The sequence below is a fragment of the Spirosoma areae genome, from assembly GCF_054781775.1.
Map to the genome: position 1 here is coordinate 19,305 of NZ_BAAGTT010000048.1, position 25,287 is coordinate 44,591.

Genomic DNA, 25,287 nt, shown 5'->3' on the forward strand with positions numbered 1-25,287 from the left:
CCACTATTTAACCGACTGGCTGACAGGCGATTGCGCTAATTTAGACATATCTGAAGACGTCGCCCCCGCCATCCACTTTCGGAGAATTCCCGACAACGTTCGGAACTCAATCAGAAAGCCATCGTGGCCATAGAGCGAATCAATTTCTTCGTAGGTGGCATCGGGAATATGACGCGCCAGAAACTGCTGTTCAATAGGCGGGAAGAGCAAATCCGATCGAATACCGACCACAAGCGTCCTGGCTCTAATCTGCCCCAGCGCGTTGAGGATGCTGCCCCGGTTCCGGCCAACATTGTGCGAATCCATTACTTTTGAGAGAATCCAGTACGTGAACGCATTGAAACGGTCGGCTAATTTGTCGCCCTGATACCGTTGGTAACCCGCTGCTTTATAGCCGTCTACCTGCTCGTTGTTGTCGAGGGCCTGCGTGAAGCCATAGGTGTCATAATTCCGATACGAAATCATGGCCATTGCCCGGGCTGCTTTCATCCCGGCCAAACCCGCATCGTCGCGTCGGTCGGCCCAGGTTGGATCGGCTTCAATGGCCATCCGCTGCGACTCGTTGAAGGCAATGCACCAGGGTGAGGCCACGGCGCTGGCAGCAATGAGCACTAAATTCTCGATAAGGTCGGGCTGTAAAACGGCCCACTCCAGCGCCTGTTCGCCACCCACCGAGCCGCCAATGCAGGTTTGAATTTTTTCGATGCCCAGCTCCTGCCGAAGTAAATCCAGCGCGCCCGCCATATCCCGAACCGTAAGCGTTGGAAAATCGTGGTAGTAGGGCTGCCCCGTTGTCGGATTCATCGACAGCGGTCCGGTTGAGCCGTAACACGAACCGAGCACGTTGGCGCAAACAATAAAACTTTGTTCGGGGTCGAAATATTTACCGGAACCTACCATACCCCCCCACCAGTCGCCCGCATCGGCGTTGCCCGTCAGTGCATGGCAGACCCATACCACATTCGATCGGTTTGACGGTGCGTGGTCCTGATTCAACTGGCCGCGTGTGGTGTAAGCCAGCCGGAAACCCGGCAAACTCTCCCCCGATTCGAGCGGGAACGAATATTTATAATCGAAATAATTAACGTTCAACGTTTCAAATTTCAAGTTCAACATTTCAGCCGGGCCGCCGGTGCGGTTCCAGGTTGCTGACGGACAGATTAACCTGGAACCGCACCGGCGGCCCGGCTGAAACCTGAAACAATTAAACACTCACCGGCTCGGCAATCTGGGCAAACGCCTGCGCTAAGTCCGCTTTAATATCATCGATGTGTTCGATACCCGCCGATATCCGCAATACGCCCGACTCGACCCCGGCGCTGGCCTGCTCCTGTTCGCTCAGTTGCTGGTGGGTGGTGGCAGCCGGGTGAATGATGAGCGTTTTGGAATCGCCAACGTTCGCTAAATGACTGACCAATTTGAGGTTGTTCACAAACTGGTCGGCGTCTTCTTTACTGCCCTTTATTTTAAACGAAAATACGCCCCCAAAGCCCCGTTTAAGGTATTTTTTGGCCAGGTCGTGGTAGGCGCTGCTTTCCAGACCCGGATAGTTCACGAATTCGACCTGCTCATGTTGTTCGAGCCACTGTGCCAGCGACAGCGCGTTTTGCACGGTTCGGTCCAGCCGAAGCGAGAGTGTTTCGAGTCCCTGCAACAGCAGAAATGAGTTGAATGGACTCATGCACGGACCGTAGTCGCGAAGTCCCTCAACCCGGGCACGAATGATGAACTGAATATTGCCAAACGGCCCGCCTATACCGAATATATCGTTGAAAACCATTCCATGATAGCCTTCAGAAGGTTCGCTGAACTGAGGAAACTTGCCGTTGCCCCAGTTGTAGTTGCCACTATCGACAATAACGCCCCCAATGCTGGTGCCATGTCCGCCAATCCATTTCGTTGCCGATTCAACCACGACAGCCGCGCCATGTTCGATGGGCCGGAACAAATACCCGCCCGCACCAAATGTATTATCGACAATAAGTGGCAGGTCATGTTTTTTAGCGAGGTCGGCAAAGGCGTCAAAATCAGGAATATTGAAGCCGGGATTACCGATGGTTTCGAGGTAGATGGCTTTGGTTTTATCGTCAATCAGTTTGGCAAACGACTCGGGATTGTCGCCTTCGGCAAAGCGGGCTTCGATACCCAGCCGTTTAAACGAAACTTTAAACTGGTTGTAGGTACCACCGTACAGAAATGAAGTCGTCACGAAGTTGTCGCCCGCGCCCATAATATTGCTGAGGGCAATAAACTGAGACGCCTGCCCGGAGGATACGGCCAGCGCTGCTACCCCGCCTTCGAGGGCCGCTATCCGCTTCTCGAACACGTCGGTCGTGGGGTTCATAATGCGGCTATAGATATTGCCAAAGGCTCTCAGCGCGAACAAATCGGCTCCGTGCGCCGAATCGTTGAAGACAAACGAGGTTGTTTGGTAGATAGGGACCGCCCGGGCGTTGGTCGCCGAATCAGGTTCCTGGCCAGCGTGTAGCTGAAGCGTATCAAAATGAAGCTGGGACATGAGTTTAGTAGTTAGTGGTTTATAGTTTGAGGTTTGTAGTTAGTGGTTTGAGGTCTGTAGTTCGCAGTGCACTGTCTAAATTATAGCTACGTTTCAGTAACGTCAAACTACGAACCGCTCCGGCGGCCCGGATCAAACGACAAACTGATTTTTTTTCACGACAAACCCTCCCGGTTTTCGTAGCCATTAGTGAAGATGCTTAGCAGGCCTCCGGGGCCATACATCGCTGATTGTAGAGCATGTGAGTTCTTCGATTTATAGTTCCTAAAACAGCTTTAGGCAGGAGTTAGCACCTTGCCATGTGGTAGGTTGCCAGCGGTTCGCAGAGCCTGATCTCTCCCCGCTTCTGTATAAATCAACGCGCGCCGGTAAGATCGAAATAGGCGCGTAACTATTGACTTGATGCCGCAAGTATAATAGCCAACGGGCGCGAATCCAAACACCACTTCTTTTTTCTACACGATAAACTTTTTTTCGTGTTAACTCATTGGCGGCTATTTCTCAAGTCAATTCATTGGTTACTTTTGCAGGAAGACATCCGCCCCATGAATCAGACGTACCGGTATAATCGCGAAAATGCCACCCGGGTCGCTGGCACCACATCGTTGAAAGACGCTATTGGTCAGCTACTTAAAGCCTATCAGCTTCAGACTCGTTTCAACGAAACGTATCTGGAAGCGTTTTGGGGCCGCATGATGGGACCAGCCATTGCCACGCGCACCAACCGGCTGTATGTCCGCGACCGCAAACTCTACATTGAGATTGCCTCGGCTCCCCTTCGCAACGAACTCGTTCAGGCCAAGCAGAAGCTAATCTCATTGGTCAATAAAGATATGGGCACCGATGTAATTGAAGACGTAATTTTTATTTAGCGGGTCAAAACTGAATCAGTAAGTTCCGGCGTTCCTGTTGCAGCGTCAGGGGTTCAGTCACAAACTGAGCGGCCACACCTACCCGTTTGGTTATGTCTAACCAGTCTCGTTCTGAAAGAATCAGAAAGCCATTCTCCTTGCGAACGGTATAATACGACGAAAAGCGCAGTCGCACCAACAACGTCAGCATCGACAGCAGTTGACCCTGCCGCAGCGACCGCCCCAGAATGCTCAGAATATCTTTGAAAACGCTTCCACCCACCATTAAGTCGCAGATGAGCGCTTTGGCGCCGGGAGCCGCTACCTGTTTGATCGCCCGGATTAATCCCTCCACTTCGCTGGCGTTTCGGTAATACTGCACGACACTCATGACAATAATGACATTAAACTGCTGATTCGCGACCGGACTAAAGTTGAGGTAGTCGTCAGCCGGTATGTCATGGAAGTAAACGTTCGGATGAGCAGCGTGTCTGGCGCGGGCCGTTTCGTTATACCGCTTCGATATATCCAGCCCATGAATTTCGGCCACCCGGTCGTGCCAGGCATCTTCCAGATTGCCCGGACCCGAACCAATATCCAGTACTTTCTGCGTTTTCGCCAACGAAATGTAGTGCTCGACCCTCGCCAGAAAGTAGGCGTAATTCGTTGACATCGAGTCATCAAACTCATTCTCTTTTTGCCAGAAATCCAGCCAGGTTGAGGCCATACGAAATACTTGAGTTGTGGCGATAGGCCAATGGTAACTTAATTTCAGGAATTAACCGGCGCGTCGGACCCGCGCTGCAGGTGCGCCGTTGGTGTTGCCGTGTGCATCAGATAAAGCACCCGGAACCAGATCAAGACGCAGGGTAAGGCTTTCAGCACGTAGGGCTTCACGAATTGCTCCCGTAGAAAAACCGGAAATACATCACTCGGCGAGAAAACGGTGAGGATCAGGCAACTGACAAGCAGGACCCGATCAAGCCCCGTTTGCGGACTACAAAACCACCAGATGACGACGCCCGTAACGGCCGTAATGTAGGTGGGTGACTCCGAAACCGGATTAAAAATAACCTGAAAGATCAGGATAGACGCTACCATTAACAGGCGAAAGGAACGTTGCATAAACTTTTGCACCTGCACATACACCGTGCAGAAAAGCAGCACGCCCAGGCCGATGATAACCGGCGTGGCCACATCCGGTGAGATGAACACGTGAACCAGCCGGTGAATGGACGTATTCGCCCATTTATCGCCGTCTGACTTAATCAGTAACTGATTGACCCACAGTTCATATTGCCAGAGTAATTTGGCGGGTGAGGTAAACAAGAGTGGTGTCAGGCCAAGCACGACGCCCCAGAATACCGTTGACGCTAAAAAGCGAAGTTTTTGGGGGTATAGCAGAAACAACGCACCCGCTACCACGCTGTATATTTTGATATTGAAGCCCAGAACGATAAAAAAAGCCGCCCAGAACGGCTGCCGTTTTTCAAAACTAACATAGGCAAACAATGGGATAGCCGCAATGAATGGATTTGTCTGGCTGTTGACCAGCGAGGTAAACAGCTCCTGCAAACAAAACCAGTACCCGAACACCTTTTGCTGATGCGTGAGGGGCATTCGGTACACGGCCAGCACCCAAACACCGGCAAAAAGCAATTGCCATAGAAACAAACCTACCGAATAAGGCAGCGCAAAAACCGGCGCAAACAGCGCGGCAAACGTGGGAGCGTAATGATAATGGTCGGTGTATTCGGTTGGGTAAAGTGCGTAGAGACTTTTCCCATGGATGAGGTGATCGAGGGAATAATAGAAGATCAGGTAGTTGTTCGACCCATCGGCAAAAACAATACGGGTACTGGCGAACAACGTAAGTAAGGCATAAACCCCGAAAATCAGCCGAAAATCACTAAAAATTGGCTTCCTAAAAAACGATACCATGGGGCAAAAATAGCAGAAATGAGACTGACGCTTAGTGGGTATCCGAGTTGAGTTGCTGTACAAACTCGCCCATCGTCCCGAATTCGCCAAGCGGCTTCAGATAACGAAGCAGCTTTTCAACCCGGTCGAGCAGTACATCGCGCGAGTGCCGACGAACATAGGCCGGAATTTTTCTATAGGCCGACAGGTCGGTGAACTCCCAGGGATGCACATACAGATTCAGAAAGCCGTCGGTTTGCAGGGTTTGGCGGCAGAGTTGTTTATAATAAGCAAACGGAACGTTTTTCAGACTTAACCAGAAAAGTGGCAGCCGGAGTGTGGGGGTCACCGATGCCGGAATTTGCCATACCCCGGCCTCCCAAAATGGATGCCGGGGTTCGCCCCAATGGTTATACCGGCCTGGCAACCAGGTTGGGTGCAACGACGAATTATATTGATAACCAGCCCGCTGCACGTCGTTTGGATCAACAAAACCCATGCGTGCCCGCCGAAATCCTGTTACTGGCTTCGTTAAGAGTTCTTCCAGCGCTAAACGGGATTTGAGCAAATCGGCCGGTTCAAATGTGGTGTGATAATAGCCGTGCGATGCAATTTCGTGTTTTTGCGCCAACCTCCGGATCAGGTCTGGTTCATGAAGGGCATAGTTGGCCGTTGTAAACAGGGTAGCCGGGGTTCCTACAACCTCGAATCGGTCGGTCAGCAACCGCAGCCCGCGCGTTGAAACAGCCACTTGTTCATCTAAAGAAATGGGATGTCCGAATTCAACGGCGGTATCGAACTCTTCTACGTCAACGGTGAATAAAATAGATCGTCTTCCTCCTCGGTTGGGGCTTGCCATGTTGTTACGGTCTCCTCAATCTCGCTCGTATCGCTAATGATGTAGGCCGGTCGCCCTTTTACTTCAACGAACGTTTTGCCCAAATATACGCCGATAATGCCGATCATGATGAACTGCACCCCACCAATCAGCACTAAGAGTACGACCAGTGTTGTCCAGCCGGATACCGTCGCATTGGTGAAGAAATATTCATACGTAGCTTCGGCGCCGAACAGCAAAGCGAATAACGACATCCCGAAACCAAGCAAAACCGATAAATACAACGGCTTTGTGGAGAACGAAGTAATACCCATAGCCGCTAACTGCAGCATTTTGCGAAACGAATATTTGGAGCGACCGGCATAGCGGGCGGCCGGCTGATACAGAATTCGGCATTGCCGGAATCCTACCCACGAGATAGCGCCCCGCAAAAACAAATCGTTCTCCTTGAATTGGTTGAGCGTGTCAACAACTTTGCGGTCGAGTAGCCGGAAATCAGCCGCCCCATCCTCAATTTGCAGGCCCGACACGTTGCGAAGCAACTTGTAGAAATATTTCGACGTTGTTCGTTTGAACAACGACAGTTTCGGGTCGGCCTGCCGGACGGTGTAGACCACTTCGTAGCCTTCGCGCCACTTGTCAATCAGGGTGGGTATCAGTTCGGGCGGGTGCTGAAGGTCGGCATCGAGGCAGATAACGGCCTGACCGCGAGCGTTTTCATAACCTGCCCGCAGGGCCATCTGGTGACCGAAATTGCGCGAAAAGGAGAGAAAGCGAACCACTGAATAGGCTTTGCTCAACTGCCGAAGCACATGGCGGGTCTGGTCGGAACTACCATCGTCAATTAGTAGAATTTCATACGAATCATACCGTTCCATAACGACCATGAGCCGATGAACCAGAACGGGCAAATTTTCTTCTTCATTAAAAGCGGGCACAATCAGGCTAATCATACCTGGGTAAGACCTCATAGATCGAGTGTGTTGTTAAGGGCCGTTACGGACGGATTTCGGTTAAAAAACGGATGCTAAATTAAGTAAAAGTACTTAGTTTTTATCAACTATTACAGAAAAGTTAATGCTGCTATTTTATACTTGTCTGCCTTCGGGCCGGCGTTTCTTTCTTTACAAAAAGTATGTAGCGACTGAGAACAGTTCGCTCAACCGCAATCAGTTCTAACTGGAGCAGAATAGTCTGTTGATAAAGTTCGGCGGGTCGCTCAGTCATAGCCAATGCACGCAGGATGCCATTCGGTTCGTTGATCCGCAGTTGCAACCGACGAGCCACCACCGCCAGCAGTGTGGTTACGCCCAACAAGGCCGTTACAATTTCAATTGCATGCTTGGAGTGAACAGAATGCGTAGTGATTTGGGTTAGCAAAGAGGTAGGGCAAATTTGCTATAACTTTGTTAGCCAACCTACCTCAAATGTCTACTAATTGACAAACCTATCCAGCATGAATACCACAAAGCCCCGTCTATTCAACCATGCTCCCAAAAACAGCGAGTTAGTTAAGCAGGAAGAACAGCGCAGCGACCTTGGTTTCGGCATGAAATTAACCGACTCAAAGTCGCGGCTGGTGAATCAGGATGGTACGTTCAACGTTGTTCGGGTGAATGGCACTCTCTGGGACCGGCTGAACCTCTATAACCGGCTCATTACGATGCGCTGGGTTCCGTTTTTTTCCTTGCTTTTAGCCGCTTACCTTACGGCGAACACCCTTTTCGCCAGTATTTATATGCTGGCCGGTGCCGAATCACTCGTTGGTGTTGACGATGCCGTGCTGAATGGTCCGTTTTGGAAGTGCTTCTTTTTCAGTTCGCAAACGCTAACGACGGTGGGCTACGGGCATATTTCGCCGAATAGCTTCCTGACGAGTTCCATTGCGGCTTTTGAGTCGATGATTGGCCTGCTGGCTTTCGCCTTAGCCACGGGCTTGCTTTACGGGCGGTTTTCGCGCCCGGTAGCCCACATTCGTTTCTCGAAGAATTCGGTCTTTGCGCCCTACTTAGACGTGAATGCCTGGATGTTTCGCATCATCAATACCCGCGCCAACCAGCTTATTAATCTGGACGTAACGATAACGATGTCGCGGCTGGAATCGAAACCCGATGGCACCCTTTATCGCAAATATTACGGGCTAAATCTGGAGCGTAGTAAAGTAGCATTTTTCCCGGCAAACTGGACGTTGGTTCATCCCATCACGGACCAAAGCCCGCTGTATGGCTGCACGCCCGAGGACCTTGAAAAATCGGATACTGAATTTCTGGTTTCCCTGCAAGGGCTGGATGACACCTTCGTGCAGAGCGTTCATACGCGCTTCTCGTACCGCCACGACGAAGTTCGCTGGGGGCATAAATTCCGGCCGATGTTCGATGGAACCCAGACCGAGGTGAATCTTGATTTAGACAAACTCGACGAAACGGAAGAAGCTGCATTAAATTGATCGTTTACTGTTCCAGATTTCAACGCTCAAGTTTTAAGTCTGATTGGGCGGCCTGAAACCTGACACCTGAAATCTGAAACCTACCTTGATTCTCCCCCCTTTTCTGCGCCCCGGCGATACGGTTAGCGTTGTGTCGCCCGCCAGTTGGTTTCCCTATGAAGAATTAGCCGACGGGCTGCGGATTCTGCGCGACGACTGGCAGCTTCATGTGATTGAGGGCGATAGCCTGCACGCTGTCGATGGGCCGTTTGCCGGGTCCGACGAGCTTCGCCGGGCCGACCTCCAACGGATGTTCGATGACCCGAACGTGCGGGCAGTATTTGCGGCTCGCGGAGGGTATGGCTGTTACCGAATTGCCGATGGACTTGATTTAACGCAGTTAAAGGCGAATCCAAAGTGGCTTGTGGGGTTTAGCGATGTGACAGTACTCTTAAATTTACTCCATAACAACGACATCGTGAGTCTGCACGGCCTGATGCCCCGTCAGTTTGGCGACCCCGACCGGGCGGCCTCGCTGGAGTCATTGCGGCAGTGGCTGTTTGGCCGGCACCCCGCCCAATACATTGTGCCAGCGCACTCGCTCAACCGACCGGGCCGGGCGCAGGGGCCACTTGTGGGTGGAAATTTAACCATGCTCATTAATTCACTCGGCACACCCACCGATGTCGATTTTAACGGAAAAATTCTGTTCATCGAAGACATTGACGAAACGCTTTTTTCCCTCGACCGGATGATGACGCAGCTTCGCCGGGCCGGGCGCCTGCAAAATCTGGCGGGCCTGGTGGCCGGGCAGTTCACCGATATGCGTAGTAATCTTTCGCTGCCGTTCGGTAAGGAGGCTTACGAGCTAATTGCCGAAGCCGTTTCGGACTATTCGTATCCAGTTTTGTTCAATTTCCCAGCCGGTCACGTCGATTTTAACCTGGCGCTGCCCATCGGGAAACCGGTAAAATTAGTCGTTCAGAAGAAAGAAGGACAACTTCATTTTCACCCGTAAGCGATATTTTTTATGGCTTTCTCCAACGCCGTTATCTGGATTACCGGCGCATCGTCGGGTATTGGTGAGGCCGTCGCGCTTGAACTCAGTGAGCACAAAAACGTCAAATTAGTGCTATCAGCCCGGCGTGAAGCTGAATTACAGCGAGTGGCTGCACAAACGAAATTGCCCGCGTCCGACGTGTTGGTTTTGCCGATGGACATGACTGACATCGACCGCCTGCCCGCTCATGTCGAAACGGTATATAAGCAATTTGGCCGCCTTGATTACGTATTTCAGAATGCGGGCATTACTCAGCGAAGTTCCGTGCTCGACACCGACTTTTCGGTTTACCGGCGCATCATGGACGTCAATTTCTTCGGCGTGGTAGCCCTCACAAAAGCGGTGCTACCGTTCATGCTGGCGCAGGGCAGCGGCCATTTTGTGGTTACGAGTAGCGTGGCGGGCAAGTTAGCTACGAAGCAGCGTTCGGGCTACAGCGCCAGTAAACACGCACTACACGGTTTTTTCGATGCACTTCGGGCCGAGACCTATAATGCTGGCCTGCGGGTAACGCTTGTTTGTCCCGGCTACATCCGAACGGACATTTCGCTGAATGCACTCGCCCACAATGGACAAGTTCACGGCAGGATGGACGAAAACCAGGACAAAGGCATGGCTCCCAACAATTTCGCGAAGCGGCTGCTGCGGGCAGTGTTACAGGAAAAGGAAGAAGTTTACATTGGCGGCCCGGAAACCTATGGCATTTACCTCAAGCGATTTCTACCGGGTTTGCTGTCCCGTATTTTGCGAAATAGGGAAGGAACCTAAAGGCTTAAAGACAGCGTAACGGAGGGCCGCACGGCAAATACAGAGTTTTGCTGATTTTCTCTGTATTCTCCGTGCGGCCCTCCGTTACGCTGTCTTTAAGCCCTATTTACCGCTCACTGCCCCACCCTTACTGGCCTGCTCCATATAATCCGTTGTGAGGTGGCAGAGTGATTTCATCCCCAGCACGAAGCAACTTTCGTCAATCTGGAAATCGGGCGTGTGGTGCGGAGCTGCGTCCTCTATTTTTTTGCCTTTGCTCATGCCACCTAAGAAGTAAAAGAAGCCCGGCACTTTCTGCTGATAAAAAGAAAAGTCTTCAGCACCGGTTTGAGCGGGCGTCAGTTTGACGTTATTCTTCCCGGCCACCGCTTCGAGGGTTGGAGCCATCTGGTCGGTCAGTTTGGGATCGTTGTAGGTGACGGGGTACTGAATGTCAATTTTTACGTCGGCTTTGGCCCCGGCACTTTCGGCAATATGGGTGGCAATTTCGGTGATGCGCCGATGCACTAATTTCTGGGCTTCAGGGCTAAACGTTCGGATAGTACCGATCATGTTGGCTTCTTCGGGGATAATATTCTGCCGAATGCCGCTATGCAGCGCCCCCACTGTAACCACAGCCGCGTTGTCGGTCAGGATGACATTCCGGCTGACGATGGTTTGCAAGCCCATGACCACCTGCGCCGAAGTCACAATCGGGTCGACCCCCGACCAGGGTGCCGCCCCATGCGTTTGTTTCCCTTTAATTTTTATGGCATACTTATCAACAGCGGCCATGGTGGCGCCGGGTCTGTATTTAATCGTACCCACTTCGGTTTGCGAATTGATATGCAAGCCAAAAATGGCGTCGACCCTGGGATTTTCCAGTACACCCTCTTTCACCATCAGGTAAGCGCCCCCTTCTTCGCCCTCGGGAGCGCCCTCTTCGGCGGGTTGGAAGATGAATTTGACCGTACCGCGCAGGTCGCTCCTGACCGATGCCAGTACTTCAGCGGCTCCCATCAGCATGGCTACGTGCGTATCGTGGCCGCAGGCGTGCATGATGCCCGTTTGCTGGCCATTGAATTCCGTCCGGACTTCTGACTTGAAGGCCAGCTCACCCCGTTCTGTCACGGGCAGGCCATCCATATCGGCACGAAGCGCCACAACAGGACCGGGCTTACTGCCTTTAAGCAACCCCACAACGCCCGTTTTACCGACTCCTGTTTTTACCTCCATACCAAGCGATTGGAGATGAGCCGCAATTTTGGCGGCTGTCTGAAATTCGCGGTTGCCTAATTCGGGATGCTGATGAAAATCGCGTCGCCAGGCAATAACTTTCTTTTCGAGACTTTCTGCGGTTTTGTCCATGCGGGCATTGAGCGTTGCTCCCTGGCCTGAAGCTGTATATATACTGAGAACACACACGGACACACCAGCGCAGATTAATAAAGGCTTTTTCATTAAATTATACAATTTTAATCAACAGTCTATTTAGTGGTCAAGTTACGATTAAACAGAAATAAAGTACTGCATTTCGGCTATAATTAATTATTTATATGAACCAAAGTCTGCTATTACTAAATAGTTTCGCCTGCTTACTGATACGTCTATATCATTCAACATACTTCTTTAGTGAGATTATGCATCCTGTTATTATCCAGTTTAGGAGTATTGCCTTTATTCGTGTTGTCCAACTACTTTTCCGGGTAGCAATTGCGCTTATGTAACCTTTTGGCTACCTCAGCAGTATTATACAAAAAAAATCCTTACCACATAGTATATAATTGAGATATCCTTTCGGCAAGTATTATATTTGTCCCCATTTTCCATTTTATATCATGTTAATTTAATCTCTACTCACTAATGAGAAAATTTTTAGCAGGAAGCTGGTTGCTTTCGCTCTTATTCTGCCTGCCTGTATTGGCTCAGGATGTAGCAGTAAGTGGCCGCGTTACTTCATCAGACGACGGCTCCGCCCTGCCGGGTGTGAGCATACAGGTAAAAGGGACAACTCGGGGCACTACAACGGATGCCGATGGGAACTACAAAGTCAGTGTGGCCCCAAACAGCCGATTGGTGTTCAGCTACATTGGTTTCAGCAATCAGGAAATCGTAGTTGGCAGCCAATCGACCATCAATGTCCAGTTAGCAGCCGGAGCGGCCAGTCTCGACGAGATTGTGGTAACAGCACAGGGAATCGAACGGGACAAACGCTCGCTCGGCTACTCAACGCAGGAAGTCGGGAGTACGCTGCTGGCTCAGAAATCGGAGCCAAACCTATTGAATGCCCTGCAGGGTAAATTGGCAGGTGTTAATATTTCGAGCCAAAGTGGTTCGCCGGGGGCTTCGACCAACATCAACATTCGGGGGATCACGTCGTTTAACGGATCGAACCAGCCACTGATCGTGGTGGATGGCATCATCTTCGGGAACGACGTCAACGTAACGGGAAACACCCTGTTTCAGGCGCAGTCGTCCAACCGTCTGGCCGACATTAACCCCGAAAGCATCGAATCCGTTAACGTACTGAAAGGCCCGGCAGCGGCTGTACTGTATGGGTCGCGGGCGTCAGCAGGAGCCATTATCATCACGACCAAAACGGGCCGGAACAATGCCAACAAAACCGAAGTAACCGTTACCTCATCGTATAATGTACAGAACGTATATGGCCTACCGAAATTCCAGAATGAGTATGGCCAGGGAACAAACAACCTGTTCGTTAACAATTCAACGGCTTCGTGGGGTCCGGCTTTTGCGGGTGGACCGACATCAGTAACGAATTTGCAGGGTGAGTCAAGGCCCTATCAGGCTTATCCGAATAACGTGCGGGATTTCTATAAGCAGGGTAGTATCTTCCAGAACGCGGTAAACATTGCGGGCGGTGATGTGAACAGAAATTTCAACCTTGCCGTAGGCAATACAACGCAGAATGGTATTACGGAAAAATCCAAGTTCAACCGCACGAACGTTCAAATTGGTGGTGAAACCCGCCTGACCAATGGCTTGCGTATTTCAGCCACTGGCACGTATGTGCAATCCGTGCAGGGTGGGTCAATTCTCGGCAATGGCGGTAGTGCGTTTGGACAATTAACCCGGATTCCGCGTAGTTATGATCTGACCGGTGAGCCTTATCAGGATGCCAACGGGCAGAGCATCTATTTCCTGACCTCATCGACCAACCCGAACTATTCGATTCGAAACTCGACTTTAGACAGTCAGGTAGACCGCTTTTTCGGCAACTTCAGCGTGGGGTATGACATTGCGAAATGGCTAAGTGTTTCGTACCGCGTTACGGGCGATACCTATACGGACCGCCGGAAAGGGGTCGAAAACATTGGCGCAGCCCGCGCTCCGCAGGGTTCGGTGGAACAAAATACCTTCTTCCGGTCAGAACTCAACGGCGACCTGCTCATTACGGCCAAGACCAGCAAATTTTTCTTAGAAGGGTTGAGCGCTAACCTGTTACTTGGAAACAACATTAACCAGCGCAAATTTCAGGACCAATCAGTCACAGCCGAACAATTGACGATTCCAGGCTTTCTGAATGTAAGCAACGGTTCAGTATTTACCAGTAGTTCCGAAGAGAGTTCACTCCGCCGGTTAGTAGGCTATTATGCCCAGGCATCGTTCGATTATAACAACTACCTGTTTCTGGAATTGTCCGGTCGCGCCGACCAATCATCGACCCTGCCTGCCAGCAGCAGCACCTATTTCTATCCGGCAGCCTCGATTAGCTTTGTGCCGACAGATGCCTTCAAACTCCAGTCCAGCGTACTTTCGTATGCGAAAGTACGTGCCAGTATCGCCCGCGTTGGTCGGGATGCTGACCCGTATCTGCTCAACTCGGTCTTTGTTAAGTCTACCTATGGTAATAACTTAGCCAGCATCACCTTCCCGTTATCGGTGGGCGGTGGCAGCCTTCCAGGGTTTGGTATCAGCAATCGAATCGGTAATAACTCCCTCACCCCGGAGTTCGTTACGTCGACCGAAGTGGGTGCAAACCTCGGCTTCTTCAACAACCGCCTGAGCATCGATGCCGCCTACTTTTTTACCCGCTCGACCGATCAGATTTTCAACGTATCCATCTCGAACTCATCGGGCTACGACACACGTACGACCAACGTGGGTGAACTACAGAACCGGGGTATCGAACTGGTATTATCAGGCACACCAATTCGCGTAAGCGGGTTCAAATGGGATATAACGGCTAATTTCACCCGGATTCGGAACAAAGTTGTTTCGATTGCGCCAGGCGTGAAGCAATCGGGTATTACAGGTAATGGCTTTATCGGCATCACCCCATCTATTGTTGAAGGGGAACCTTATGGTGTGATTGTCAGTACGGCTAACCCGCGCGTACAGACTACGGATCCCAATGGAGCCAACTACGATCCTACGGGTCAGTTTGCTGGGCAGATTGTGATTAACCCCACAACGGGTCAGTTTGCGCCCGGTGTTGCTGGTCAGGTTATATCGAACCCGAATCCAGATTATACGCTGGGAATCAATAACTCCTTCTCATTCAAAGGCCTGACTCTGTCGGCCTTAGTCGACATTCGGCAGGGCGGGCAACTCTTTTCGTTTAGTGCTGCCGACTATCGGACCGCAGGTTCGATTTATGTGACGGGTATCGACCGCGATCAGCCGCGTATTCTGCCGGGTGTAATTCCCATTACCAGTACGGACGGCAAGGTAACGGGCTACCGGCCTAACAACATTCAGTTGTCTTCTCAGGCCTATTGGGCTGGTCTGGGTGGTTTGGCTTCGGAAGGCGCCGTTTTTGATGCGACCAACTACCGCCTGCGCGAAGTATCTCTGAGCTATACCTTACCCAAATCCCTGCTGAATAAAACACCATTCGGTGCCATTTCTGTAGGTGTAAGTGGCCGGAACCTTTACTTCTACGCACCGGGCTACTTCTCTGATCCGGAGGTTAACACCCAGGGAGCTGGTAACATTCAGGGGCTTGATTTAAATGGTCCGCCGAATACCCGCAACTATGGTGTAAACGTTCGGCTCACTTTCTAATTACACGTTATTATCCTGATTTCATCCATGAATACTATAGTTAGAAAAGCATTCGTACTGCTGCCCTTTTTGGTGGGACTGAACGGATGCACTAAATTTCTCGATGTCAACGTTACGCCAAATAACCCGACATCCGTTCCGCCTTCGGTGCTGCTACCAGCCGCACAGTATGGTACAGCATTTGCGAACGCGAATGAGTTAAATCGCTTCGCGTCAACACTTACCCAACAGTTGGCCGGTGCCGCCAATAGCCCCGCCAACTACGATGTATATGTGACGAGCGGAGCTGATTTTGGCAACCAGTGGCGGTTTGAAATTTATGACGGTGCTTTGGTGAACTACGATCAGATCATCCGACTTGCCGATGCGTCGAATTCAAAGGCGTATTCTGGCATTGCCAAAATTCTGAAGGCGTATACCTATTCGCTGGCCACCGATGTATGGGGCGATATTCCGTATTCGCAGGCGTTACAGGGCGAAGCAAATCTGCAGCCACGGCTTGACAAACAAGAGGACATTTACAAAGGCAATCAATCGGCTGGTATCCAAAGCTTATTCGATCTGGTACGTGAAGGGCTTACTGATTTAGCGGCTACATCCGTTACCAAACCTGGTGCCGACGATGCCATCTACAAAGGTGATTTAGCCAAATGGCGCCGGGCTGGCAACACATTACTGCTCAAAATGGCAAACACCATTAGCCGCAAAGAGCCCGCTTTAGCTAAAACAATTATCGATCAGGTCATTACCGGTGGTCAGTTTATTACCTCGAATGCCGATGACCTGAACGTAGTGTTTGGTGCCAGCGTCGGCAGCCGCGACCCGCGTTATGAATACACGGTTGTCAGTTCATTTAAAGATGACATCATTCTAAGCACGCGGTATCTGAATCTGCTCCAGGCTAACAATGACCCGCGTCTGCCGCTCTTCTTTACGAAACCGGTGGCCAACTACGTAACCTGGGATAATGGTCAGGCAGGCGCTCGGCCTACACCGGTCAGTAGCTGGTCCCGTTATAATACGTATATTACCGGAGCCAATGGCGAAGGCCCCGTGCGCTTGCTGACGAGCTTCCAGCGGGCGTTTATCTTGGCCGAGTCGGCGCTGACGCTGGGCACAGCGGGCGATCCGCAGGCGTTATATACCGAAGGTATTCGGGCGTCGATGACGCTGGCGGGTCTGACAGCCACCCAAATTGACGCGTACCTGACAGCTAATCCGAAAATAGCTACGCTGACGGGAACAACCGCTCAGAAGTTAGAACAGATCATCACTCAGAAGTACATTGCTTTCACCGGGAATGGATTGGAAACCTGGAATGATTACCGCCGGACCGGCTACCCGATTCTGCGCGATTCGCAGAACGCCGTTGGGATTGATGGCACTCGTCCAGTACGGGCCGTCTACATCACTCAGGAAATCGAACGGAATCCGAACTTCCCAAATCCGGCTCCGCAGACGAATGTCAAATTATGGTGGGATATTGACTAAACATGGTCAGTCCGTTTAACAAAGCAAACGAATGAAACAGACACTTATAAAAGGACTTTTACTGGCAACGCTGGCTGTGACCAGTTTCGCCTGCGAAGATGATTTAGAATACGGCCCTCTGGTTCGCGACAATCGGCCCGCCGTTCCGGTAACGTTTCCGGGCGCCATCACCTATGGGGGTAACCCATTCCTCGATGTGTCGACAGCCGGTGGTGGAGCTATCAAGTTCACCCTGTCGATTCCGGCCAGCACGGGTCGCACCATTAAGGAAATCACACGCGTAGTTGGTGGTGGAACGGCTATCAATGCTGCTTCGCTAAATACGGCGTCCGCTGCGATTAATACCGCACCCATTCCGGGCACGGGGACAACTGCCGTATTTGAAACAACACTGGCGGCTTTCAAAACCAAATACCCAACCGTTGTTACGACGCCGGGTACAACGACTGTTCCGCGCGAGATTGCCTTTATTTTTTTGGTAACCCTCGACGATAACACCCAGATTATTACCCAGCAGGTACGGGTTCGGGTGCAGGTATAACGCTGAGTTAAAGAAACAAAAAGCGGCTCGGATTAACCGGGTCGCTTTTTTGTTTTAGTTGTATTTGTTAGAATTCAAGTCAGTCATGCCTATGCAGACATTCACCCGACCAATAACGTATCAGGAGTTCAGAGAGATGGACTTTGAGGAGCAGGAACTCAACGAATTCATTTTTGAACTGATTGATGGACAACTGGTGGCTCGTAACTTCCCTACTGCATCGCATCAGCGGATTTTAGCCGAACTTCATTTACTGATCGGTGGTCATGTAAAAATCAACTTGACGCAGGCCACACTTACGCCAAACGCCAGCAAATACCGCAACGTGGGCACGTTGAATCGGTGGCTCCCAAAGTAGCCGCCCAATGCGCCACCCGCAAAAGCAGCGCCAACCCAGGCATACAGGGCGGGGTCCGGCGAATAGCCTTTGCTCAATAGGCCAAACAGCCCGGACAAGGAGTTCACGAAAATGAACAGAGCCGACGTAGCCGCTACTTCCTTGAGTCGCGCCCAGCGGAACAGCAGCATGAGTGGGCTAAGCAGGATGCCCCCTCCAATGCCAATCATGCCCGAAAGCAGGCCAATTACGCCCCCCGTCACCAAAGCGGGCACTAACGGAATAGGCCGGGTTTCTTCGTCCCGACCCCGCACGGTCCAGAGCAGACGCACAATTACCAAAAGCAGGCAGACCGCCAGCAATTGCCGATACAGTGTATCACTCAGCGGGATTTTGGCTCCTGCAAAGGCCAGTGGCACGCTCGCCAAAGCAAACGGCCAGAATGTATTCCAGCGAAAATGACCCGCCCGGTAGAACTGCACAAACGAAATCGTTGACACGAACAGATTCAGCATCAAAGCCGAGGGTTTGGTTAGAGCGGGTGAAATACCGAACAGGGCCATTGTTGCCAGATAGCCACTGGCTCCACCATGCCCAACCGAGGCATACACAAACCCAACAATGAACAAACAAATCAGGAAAGCAACCGAATAATCCATGTGTACGGGATTCGTTAATAAAGAAGGTTCTATACTAAAATGCCTGTATCAACCCCACAGCTAAAGCAGCGGGCTGACAAATACAGTTTCTCAACTAACAATTTCATTCACCTGCTCGTATAAACGCATAGTTTGACGAAAGTTAACAGAATCAATCATGAATGTACGCAACCTGCGGCTGTTGTTCCCGTTAAGTTTCCTGCTAATTGCCACCATTGCACGGGCGCAGTTGCCCATTCGCGGCACGCGCTGGCAAGGGGTTATGCTGGCTCCAAATGAGGTTCGGGTAAGGCTAACGTTTCGCCGGGATACACTCCTCATCAGCACCGGAACAAACACCATCCCCCTGGAAATGATGCGGTATCAGCAAGCAGGCGACACGCTGCAGCTTCAGAAACTTGCCGGACAAAGTTCCTGTGAAACGAGCCTGCCGGGCCAGTTCCGGCTTGTTTATGTCGACAACGGTGAGGGATTTTTGCTGCAACCGATTCGTGATGATTGCTCTGAACGGCAAAAGCTGTTCGAGTCAAAAACACCTTTTGTTCGCCTTCGGCCAAACGCCAGTCAGCCGCCCCGCAACTGGCCTTACCTTGACCCCACCACCGACTCGGTGGCGGGCATCAGCCTGAATCGCGCGTATGCGTTACTGAAAAACCGACCCTCGGTGCCGGTCGTGGTGGGCGTGCTGGATTCGGGCGTCGACATTACCCACGAAGACCTTCGGGATGCCATCTGGGTAAATCCGAAAGAAACGCCGGGCAACAACGCCGACGATGACAAAAATGGTTATGTCGATGACCTGAACGGGTGGAATTTTATGGGCGGCAAAGACGGAACTACGTATGAGTATGACCAGCCCGAAATTACGCAGACCTATCTGCTGCTGAGAAATAAATACGACAACGCGGATCCGACGAAACTAAGCCAACTGGAGAAGCGCCAGTATACCACCTACCAAACGGCTAAAAAACAATATCTGCAACGCTATAAACCTGATTTTTTTATCCGCACAGTCCTGGCCGATACGGTTCGTTTCTGGCAAATTGCGGACCAAATCCGGCGCAAGCTGCCCGACACGGTTACCTCGCAGCAACTCATCAGGCAGGTCGATTTGGGTGCTGATACAGTAGCCATTACGGTACGCAATCTCCTGGCAGACACCTACCTGCCGCAGTTTGGTTCGTTTCGTTCCTATGCCGGGCTGGTCCGTCAAAACTGGGCACGCTTTCGGCAAATGACCGGCAGCGAATCCGATATTGCCTACAATCCAGACTACAACGCCCGCCAGGCAGTGGGCGACAATCCCGCCAACCCGAACGAACGCTATTACGGAAGCCCACGCATGCTTATTGGTCAGTCTGAACAATTGGCCGTACATGGCAGTCACGTGGCGGGCATCATTGGCGCAAAACGGGGTAATGGCCGGGGCATCGACGGGGTCGCCGACAACGTTCGCATCATGCCTGTATCGGTTGTTCCGGCCAATGGCGACGAGCGCGATAAAGATGTTGCCAACGGCATTCGGTATGCCGTGGAAAATGGTGCGAAAGTGATTAATATGAGTTTTGGCAAACGACTGTCCCCCTTTAAGGAGCAGGTCGATGCGGCCATCCGCTTTGCCGAAGAGCACGACGTGCTCATTGTTCATGCGGCAGGTAACAATGGCGAAAACTACGATTCGCTTCCCGCCTATCCATCGGCACGCTATGAGAATGGCCAGACGGCTCAGAACGTTCTGGTCGTTGGCAACAGCACCTGGCGCGTTGGCGAAAGTTTGCCCAGCCGCTCGTCCAACTACGGCATCCAGACCGTTGACCTGTTTGCGCCCGGCAGCGAGATTCTGTCAACGTTGCCCAATAACCGCTATGCCAGTTTCTCCGGCACCAGTATGGCCTCGCCAATGACAGCGGGCGTGGCCGCTCTGCTCCGCTCTTATTTCCCGAAACTAACGGCGGTTCAGGTGAAGGCAATTTTGCTGAAAAGCAGCTATCGACCCGACTTACTGGTGCGGAAGCCTGGCCGGTTGTCGCAGCAGATACCCTTCAAAAAGCTAAGCCGTTCGGGGGGGCTGCTCAATGCCTACGAAGCGGTGAAGATGGCAATGGAAAACTAAAAATTACCACGCCACTTCCCGTTTGTCGTGCCAGAATTTCCCGGTTTCGGACTGGGGAGCGTCGGTAGCCAGCCAGACGATGGTTTCGGCTCCTTTCTCAACCGGGCGATTCGCGTCTGGACCGCCCATATCGGTGCGAACCCAGCCGGGGTCAACGCAGTTTACAGCAATGTTATGGGGTTTGAGCGCTCCGGCAAATTGCTTCGTTACGGCGTTAAGAGCCGTTTTAGAGATGCTGTAGGCAGGCGCGTAGGTTTCCATATCATTCAGTGCGCCCGCCCCGCTCGACACATTCACGATGCGGGCGCCATGGGGGCTTTTTTGCAGGTGTTCCAGAAAATCCTGAATAATCAGAATGGGGCCGGTTACGTTAGCCTTCAGCGTGCGGTCGAGCATTTCGGTATTTAGTTTGAGGATAGTTTCGCCATGATCTTCCAGTACACCGGCATTGTTCACCAGCACATCCAAATGGTCGGCTTTTTGCGAAAACGTACCACAGGCCGTTCTAATGCTGACGGGGTCTGTTACATCGAGGTGAATAAACGTAGACTCGTACCCCTGCCGACAAAGTTCCTCGGAGGTTTCACGGCCTTTCGCTATATCGCGGGCACCGATAAAGACCGCAAAGCCACGCTGGGCCAATTGTCGGGCAATCTCTTTGCCAATTCCTTTATTAGCTCCCGTTACGAGGGCAGTGCGCTGATGTTCCGTTTTCATGTATCGTTCGTTAGTTGAACAGGGGGACTAAGTGGCGTGAGTGGAGCAGTTAGAAGTTGTCTTACTCAGTTATACACGCGCCTGTTCCACATACTACCCTCCCGCCACTTAGTACAGTAAATAACATACGCCCTAAAATGTTTACAAAATCAACCGTATACTCAAACGGGATGACCGTTTCCTAAGTACTGTTGTTTAAATTAGTAGATTAGCATCTAAACTTGCACTGTGTTTTACCCGGCTACCTAATGAAAACACTTTCTTCTTTTTTGGTCCTTGCACTGCTCCCTTCAGGTTTGCTCGTTGCTCAGGCGCAATCGACAACCTTGTCGAAACCGGCAACGACCAGTCCAGGCGCCACCACTTCATCAACAGGAACCTCTGCCAATCGCCAGCAGGAACTTTACGATCAGTATCATGGCATTACTAAAAAGCCAGCGACATCTACCCCAGCGACCGTGCCCACCCGTGCAGAAACACCTCTGCCAGCCCGCGAGATGACCCGCACCCAGCCAACGGCAACGCCCAGTCGTCCGCAGCGAAGTTCCTTAGAGGGCAGCACCGGGGGCGTTCGGATCGGTTTGCGCGGGGGAGTTACCTATCCAATCTATACAGAAAAGCCGGCACTTGTTAAAGCTGGCGTTGGTTTCGTGGGTGGTATAACGTTTAATTTCGGCGGAGGAACCCTCTCGTTTCAGCCCGAAGTCAACTACGCCCGGTACAGTCAGAAAATTACCGGCCTGGCCGAATCCATTGCGACCGACATTATTGAGGTACCGCTGCTGCTCAAAATTGCATCAGGAACCTACGAGGGCAATCGTTTCTTTGTAAACGTCGGACCGTATGCGGCTTATGTCGCCAGCGCCAGCGTAGATGGCAAGAAAGTCGATCTAAGCAACATCAAGGGGCGTTTTGGTTTCGGCGCGGCTTTAGGCCTCGGCACCGCCCTGAAAGCCGGGCCAGGCCATATTACCATTGAAGTTCGGGGGCAATATGCATTGGGCGATACGGAGGAAGGGTTTAATACCGACTCCAAAACCATTCTCGGACAGGCTACCCTGGGGTATGTATTTCCGCTGGGTGGCCGATAACCGATAAATTCTCATAGAGTGGGTTTTTAGAATGGCGACAACCGGTTTGGGGGTCGCCATTTTTGTGTCTGCTTACACAAACGCTACGCTCCTGGTCCAGAGCCAGTCTGCGTTGGCGTCGGTTACATCGTGGCTCAGGGTTGCTTTAGGCTGACTATCAACGAAATAGGCACCGTTGTTGCGCTCACCAACCGCTTTCATGGATGCCGATGCCAGAAAAACCGATGTCTGCGCCCCCCGTTCCGGCGAACGCATCAGGGGAGCGGCCAATCGAAATAATTGCCCTACGAAACCGGGCGAATCGACGCCGAAGTTCGTCCGCACGACGCCCGGATGCACTGAATACGACGAAATGCCCGTTCCGGCCAATTGACGGGCAGCCGCCCTGGCAAACAACACGTTTGCCAGTTTATCATCGCCATAAGCTGCCCAGGCCGATAGCGTGTCGATACGCCGAAAAAATCGCGCTTTGCGGCCAAGGGTATGAATCCCCGACGACAAATTGATAATCCGCACGTCGCCCGTTTCAGCAGCCGTTTTTTTGAGCAATGCCAACAAATGCCAGGTCAGAACGAAATGGCCAATGTGACTGGCGTAGAATGATTTTTCAATACCGTCGGGCGTAAACTCAACGGTTGCCGGTGTATAACCAGCATTGTTGATTAGCACGTCTAAGCGCGGGTATGTGCTGTTAATTTGTTGCGCGGCCCGACGCACCGAATCATGGTCGGCCAGGTCGGCCAACACCACATCAACCCGCGCTGAGGGGCTGCTTTGCTGAATAGCCGCCTGGGCCAATCGACCCTTTTGTTCATTGCGACACAAAAGCACCAGGTCGAATGAGCGTTTCGCCAGGGCATTGGCGGTAGCCAGTCCTAATCCTGAATTAGCGCCCGTGATGAGTGCGGTTTTGGTGTTCATGAGCGAAGATACGTCGGAGTAAGCGGTAAATGTGGTATGCCCTGCCCTGTTTATGCGAACATCCGGCTTTCCCTCACCCCCTCTCTGGGAGAGGGGCGAGGGGTGAGGGAGATCACAACCAAGACGGCCAGTCTTAGGAACTGGCCGTCGGGAAATAGGCTGGATAATGGGTGGCTCGATGGCTCTACCGAACGGTTACATTGAACGCGCCGTCGGTTAGTACTCGTTTTTTCGCACCCGTTGGATCGTAAGCGGTGAAGCTAAACGTACCGATTAGGTTCGTTGTAGTTTTTTTGGTGATGGTAATGGTTCCGCTTCCGGCATTGATTGTCGAAAAATCTTCTTTGTTGTAGGTCAAAACACCGAAGTTCACATTATTTATAGGATATGTTCCTTCGCCAACCGTATTGGGCAAGGCAATCGCAACAACATCGTTGGTTTTACTATCGAGGCCGTAGATGGCGTAGTACCCATTGCCGCCCGGAAACGTTGCCAGCGCATACGAAAAATCAGGCGCATAAGTCGTACCATCGACTTTTACCCGGAAACCCGCCTGCGTTTGGGTCGGCGTCTGACCTGGATTCTGCGCTTGGCCGGGCGTAACATCATCCGCTTTTTTGCTGCATGAACTTACGCCAACAATACCAATAATGGCCAACAGGGTTACTATACGAGAGGTTTTCATGAGTGAAAGAGTGATTGTTTGGTTTGTGTTTCTTTTTTGATGAATCAAAGCTACAACAACCAAACAGGGCCAACGATGCGACTATGTATCAGGCAGGTTTCACTTTAAACGCGGTGGAAATAACACGACAATTGGTTGTTGCCGAGCCATTACCCGTTATTGACGCAAGGGCAAGGCCCGTTGAAATCGGTAGCTGACCAGTAACCTTTTGGCCGAATGAGAGTTTCCCGCCAAACGGTTACTATCATGGCAATTAAGCAATGCGCGGTTATCCTTTGGCTTTTTTTAACAGGCGGCTGCTTTTCCTATGGGCAGGCAGTTCAACCCCAAATCGATTGCGCTGAATCCGGCCAATCAGAACGCCCGGAAACTAATAGAGCAACTGCTGAAATAGCTTTTTTTTAACAGGATTATTTCAGTTTGCCCGAATTCACGTAGAAATCCGATAGCAGCGATAGAAATTCATCTTTACGACGGCGCGAGACTTCAATTTCAGTGTTGTCACTCATCCAGACCTGGCCACCGTCGCCTTTAACGTACCGTTTGATGTGTTCCAGATTGATGATATTTGACTGATGGACGCGGAAAAAATAATAGTTATCTAAAATTTCCTCGTACTCCTTCAGCAAGCGCGACACCACAATGGCGGGGCCTTTGACTAAATGAAACTTTGTGTATGAACCCAGCGATTCGCACTGAATGATGTCGGTCATCTGCACAAAATGAATGCCCTCGGCGGTGGGTAAGGCAATGCGCTGGTTGTCATTTTTTTTCCGCTGAACCAGCCGCAGGCTTTGTGGCGTGGCGAGGTGTTCCTGTAAAATCTGAAGCTGCTGGGGATTCACGCTCCCTACCTGCGCCTTAAATTTCTCGATAGCCGCCTGTAACTCGTCGGGATCAATCGGTTTGAGCAGGTAATCAATGGCGCTGAACCGAAACGCCCGAATGGCATATTCCTGGTAGGCCGTGGTAAAAATCACGCCAAAATCTACTTTCTCGAAGCTCGACAGCAAATCGAAGCCGGTTTTGCCTGGCATCTGAATATCCAGAAACACCAGGTTGGGTTGCTCTTTCTTAATCAGTTCGATGCCCAGGTCAGCGTTTTTAGCTTCTCCACAAATGGTCACCTCCGGGCAAAGCAGGCGAATTAGATTAGTCAGAGCCTCACGGGCATTGGTTTCATCGTCAATAATTACAGCGCGTAGATGGTTCATGTCTTATATAGTTTCAATTGGAATGGTCATGCGTACCCGGGTACCAGCCGGCCGGTTGGCTTCATCATACAAATCAATTACCTCAATCCGGGCCGAACTGTCCTTCCGACGAAACGACTCGAAAATGCCCC

At 51.5% G+C, this 25,287-nt stretch carries 22 protein-coding genes and 1 riboswitch; of the genes, 9 read left to right on the plus strand and 13 right to left on the minus strand.

Going from position 1 to position 25,287, the window contains the following annotated elements:
* Nucleotides 1-3: 3 nt before the first annotated feature.
* The gene (locus tag ACYVI1_RS28610) at nucleotides 4-1,092 is read right to left on the minus strand and encodes a homoserine O-acetyltransferase family protein (protein ID WP_460914788.1); all 1,089 of its coding nucleotides are present in this window, start codon (nucleotides 1,090-1,092) and stop codon (nucleotides 4-6) included.
* A gap of 112 nt (nucleotides 1,093-1,204) precedes the next feature.
* Nucleotides 1,205-2,518: an O-acetylhomoserine aminocarboxypropyltransferase/cysteine synthase family protein gene (locus ACYVI1_RS28615; protein WP_460914790.1), complete on the minus strand. Its 1,314-nt coding sequence runs from the start codon at nucleotides 2,516-2,518 to the stop codon at nucleotides 1,205-1,207.
* Between the two features lie 252 nt (nucleotides 2,519-2,770).
* A riboswitch (SAM riboswitch) is annotated at nucleotides 2,771-2,875 on the minus strand.
* A gap of 188 nt (nucleotides 2,876-3,063) precedes the next feature.
* On the opposite strand from ACYVI1_RS28615, the gene ACYVI1_RS28620 reads away from it, so the two are divergent.
* Nucleotides 3,064-3,390 (plus strand): DciA family protein, encoded by a 327-nt coding sequence (locus ACYVI1_RS28620; protein ID WP_460914791.1) that lies wholly within the window; start codon nucleotides 3,064-3,066, stop codon nucleotides 3,388-3,390.
* A 4-nt stretch (nucleotides 3,391-3,394) separates the two neighbouring features.
* On the opposite strand, the gene ACYVI1_RS28625 is transcribed toward ACYVI1_RS28620, so the two are convergent.
* From ACYVI1_RS28625 to ACYVI1_RS28645, 5 genes are all read right to left on the minus strand, one after another.
* Nucleotides 3,395-4,096: a class I SAM-dependent methyltransferase gene (locus ACYVI1_RS28625; RefSeq protein ID WP_460914792.1), complete on the minus strand. Its 702-nt coding sequence runs from the start codon at nucleotides 4,094-4,096 to the stop codon at nucleotides 3,395-3,397.
* A 44-nt stretch (nucleotides 4,097-4,140) separates the two neighbouring features.
* Nucleotides 4,141-5,310, minus strand: a complete 1,170-nt coding sequence (locus ACYVI1_RS28630; protein ID WP_460914793.1) for a glycosyltransferase family 87 protein — start codon at nucleotides 5,308-5,310, stop codon at nucleotides 4,141-4,143.
* Nucleotides 5,311-5,341: 31 nt separating this feature from the next.
* The gene (locus ACYVI1_RS28635; RefSeq protein WP_460914795.1) at nucleotides 5,342-6,148 is read right to left on the minus strand and encodes a polysaccharide deacetylase family protein; all 807 of its coding nucleotides are present in this window, start codon (nucleotides 6,146-6,148) and stop codon (nucleotides 5,342-5,344) included.
* Complete coding sequence (locus tag ACYVI1_RS28640; RefSeq protein ID WP_460914796.1) at nucleotides 6,094-7,098, minus strand: glycosyltransferase family 2 protein; 1,005 nt, start codon at nucleotides 7,096-7,098, stop codon at nucleotides 6,094-6,096. The genes ACYVI1_RS28635 and ACYVI1_RS28640 overlap by 55 nt, the downstream gene beginning before the upstream one ends.
* Before the next feature lie 112 nt (nucleotides 7,099-7,210).
* Entirely contained in the window at nucleotides 7,211-7,507 is a 297-nt protein-coding gene (locus ACYVI1_RS28645) for a hypothetical protein (protein WP_460914797.1), read from the minus strand.
* Nucleotides 7,508-7,583: 76 nt separating this feature from the next.
* Here ACYVI1_RS28645 and ACYVI1_RS28650 point away from each other — a divergent pair, with 76 nt between their 5' ends.
* The 3 genes from ACYVI1_RS28650 to ACYVI1_RS28660 all read left to right on the plus strand — a co-directional run bounded on the left by ACYVI1_RS28650 (nucleotide 7,584) and on the right by ACYVI1_RS28660 (nucleotide 10,380).
* Nucleotides 7,584-8,573: an ion channel gene (locus ACYVI1_RS28650; protein WP_460914798.1), complete on the plus strand. Its 990-nt coding sequence runs from the start codon at nucleotides 7,584-7,586 to the stop codon at nucleotides 8,571-8,573.
* A gap of 85 nt (nucleotides 8,574-8,658) precedes the next feature.
* Complete coding sequence (locus ACYVI1_RS28655; protein ID WP_460914799.1) at nucleotides 8,659-9,570, plus strand: S66 peptidase family protein; 912 nt, start codon at nucleotides 8,659-8,661, stop codon at nucleotides 9,568-9,570.
* 12 nt (nucleotides 9,571-9,582) lie between these two features.
* Nucleotides 9,583-10,380 (plus strand): SDR family oxidoreductase, encoded by a 798-nt coding sequence (locus tag ACYVI1_RS28660; protein WP_460914800.1) that lies wholly within the window; start codon nucleotides 9,583-9,585, stop codon nucleotides 10,378-10,380.
* A gap of 102 nt (nucleotides 10,381-10,482) precedes the next feature.
* Here the strand turns inward: ACYVI1_RS28660 and ACYVI1_RS28665 are convergent, their stop codons facing one another.
* Nucleotides 10,483-11,820: an amidohydrolase gene (locus tag ACYVI1_RS28665; protein ID WP_460914802.1), complete on the minus strand. Its 1,338-nt coding sequence runs from the start codon at nucleotides 11,818-11,820 to the stop codon at nucleotides 10,483-10,485.
* A 402-nt stretch (nucleotides 11,821-12,222) separates the two neighbouring features.
* On the opposite strand from ACYVI1_RS28665, the gene ACYVI1_RS28670 reads away from it, so the two are divergent.
* Genes ACYVI1_RS28670 through ACYVI1_RS28680 form a run of 3 tightly spaced genes read left to right on the plus strand, consistent with a single transcriptional unit; the run spans nucleotide 12,223 to nucleotide 17,419 of the window.
* Nucleotides 12,223-15,387 (plus strand): SusC/RagA family TonB-linked outer membrane protein, encoded by a 3,165-nt coding sequence (locus ACYVI1_RS28670; protein ID WP_460914804.1) that lies wholly within the window; start codon nucleotides 12,223-12,225, stop codon nucleotides 15,385-15,387.
* A gap of 27 nt (nucleotides 15,388-15,414) precedes the next feature.
* A complete protein-coding gene (locus ACYVI1_RS28675; protein ID WP_460914805.1) occupies nucleotides 15,415-16,878 on the plus strand; it encodes a SusD/RagB family nutrient-binding outer membrane lipoprotein in 1,464 nt (487 codons plus the stop codon).
* Nucleotides 16,879-16,909: 31 nt separating this feature from the next.
* Entirely contained in the window at nucleotides 16,910-17,419 is a 510-nt protein-coding gene (locus tag ACYVI1_RS28680) for a hypothetical protein (RefSeq protein WP_460914806.1), read from the plus strand.
* 264 nt (nucleotides 17,420-17,683) lie between these two features.
* On the opposite strand, the gene ACYVI1_RS28685 is transcribed toward ACYVI1_RS28680, so the two are convergent.
* The gene (locus ACYVI1_RS28685) at nucleotides 17,684-18,415 is read right to left on the minus strand and encodes a sulfite exporter TauE/SafE family protein (protein ID WP_460914807.1); all 732 of its coding nucleotides are present in this window, start codon (nucleotides 18,413-18,415) and stop codon (nucleotides 17,684-17,686) included.
* Between the two features lie 157 nt (nucleotides 18,416-18,572).
* Here ACYVI1_RS28685 and ACYVI1_RS28690 point away from each other — a divergent pair, with 157 nt between their 5' ends.
* Nucleotides 18,573-20,528: a S8 family peptidase gene (locus ACYVI1_RS28690; RefSeq protein ID WP_460914808.1), complete on the plus strand. Its 1,956-nt coding sequence runs from the start codon at nucleotides 18,573-18,575 to the stop codon at nucleotides 20,526-20,528.
* Nucleotides 20,529-20,531: 3 nt separating this feature from the next.
* Here the strand turns inward: ACYVI1_RS28690 and ACYVI1_RS28695 are convergent, their stop codons facing one another.
* Nucleotides 20,532-21,245, minus strand: a complete 714-nt coding sequence (locus ACYVI1_RS28695; RefSeq protein ID WP_460914809.1) for an SDR family oxidoreductase — start codon at nucleotides 21,243-21,245, stop codon at nucleotides 20,532-20,534.
* Nucleotides 21,246-21,493: 248 nt separating this feature from the next.
* On the opposite strand from ACYVI1_RS28695, the gene ACYVI1_RS28700 reads away from it, so the two are divergent.
* Nucleotides 21,494-22,336, plus strand: a complete 843-nt coding sequence (locus ACYVI1_RS28700; protein WP_460914810.1) for a porin family protein — start codon at nucleotides 21,494-21,496, stop codon at nucleotides 22,334-22,336.
* A gap of 72 nt (nucleotides 22,337-22,408) precedes the next feature.
* Here the strand turns inward: ACYVI1_RS28700 and ACYVI1_RS28705 are convergent, their stop codons facing one another.
* The 3 genes from ACYVI1_RS28705 to ACYVI1_RS28715 form a co-directional block, all read right to left on the minus strand.
* Nucleotides 22,409-23,257 carry an SDR family NAD(P)-dependent oxidoreductase gene (locus ACYVI1_RS28705; RefSeq protein WP_460914812.1) on the minus strand — a complete coding sequence of 283 codons (849 nt, stop codon included), beginning with the start codon at nucleotides 23,255-23,257 and terminating at the stop codon, nucleotides 22,409-22,411.
* Between the two features lie 184 nt (nucleotides 23,258-23,441).
* Nucleotides 23,442-23,942 carry a DUF6252 domain-containing protein gene (locus ACYVI1_RS28710; protein WP_460914813.1) on the minus strand — a complete coding sequence of 167 codons (501 nt, stop codon included), beginning with the start codon at nucleotides 23,940-23,942 and terminating at the stop codon, nucleotides 23,442-23,444.
* 410 nt (nucleotides 23,943-24,352) lie between these two features.
* Entirely contained in the window at nucleotides 24,353-25,156 is an 804-nt protein-coding gene (locus ACYVI1_RS28715; RefSeq protein WP_460914814.1) for a LytR/AlgR family response regulator transcription factor, read from the minus strand.
* Nucleotides 25,157-25,287 lie beyond the last annotated feature (131 nt).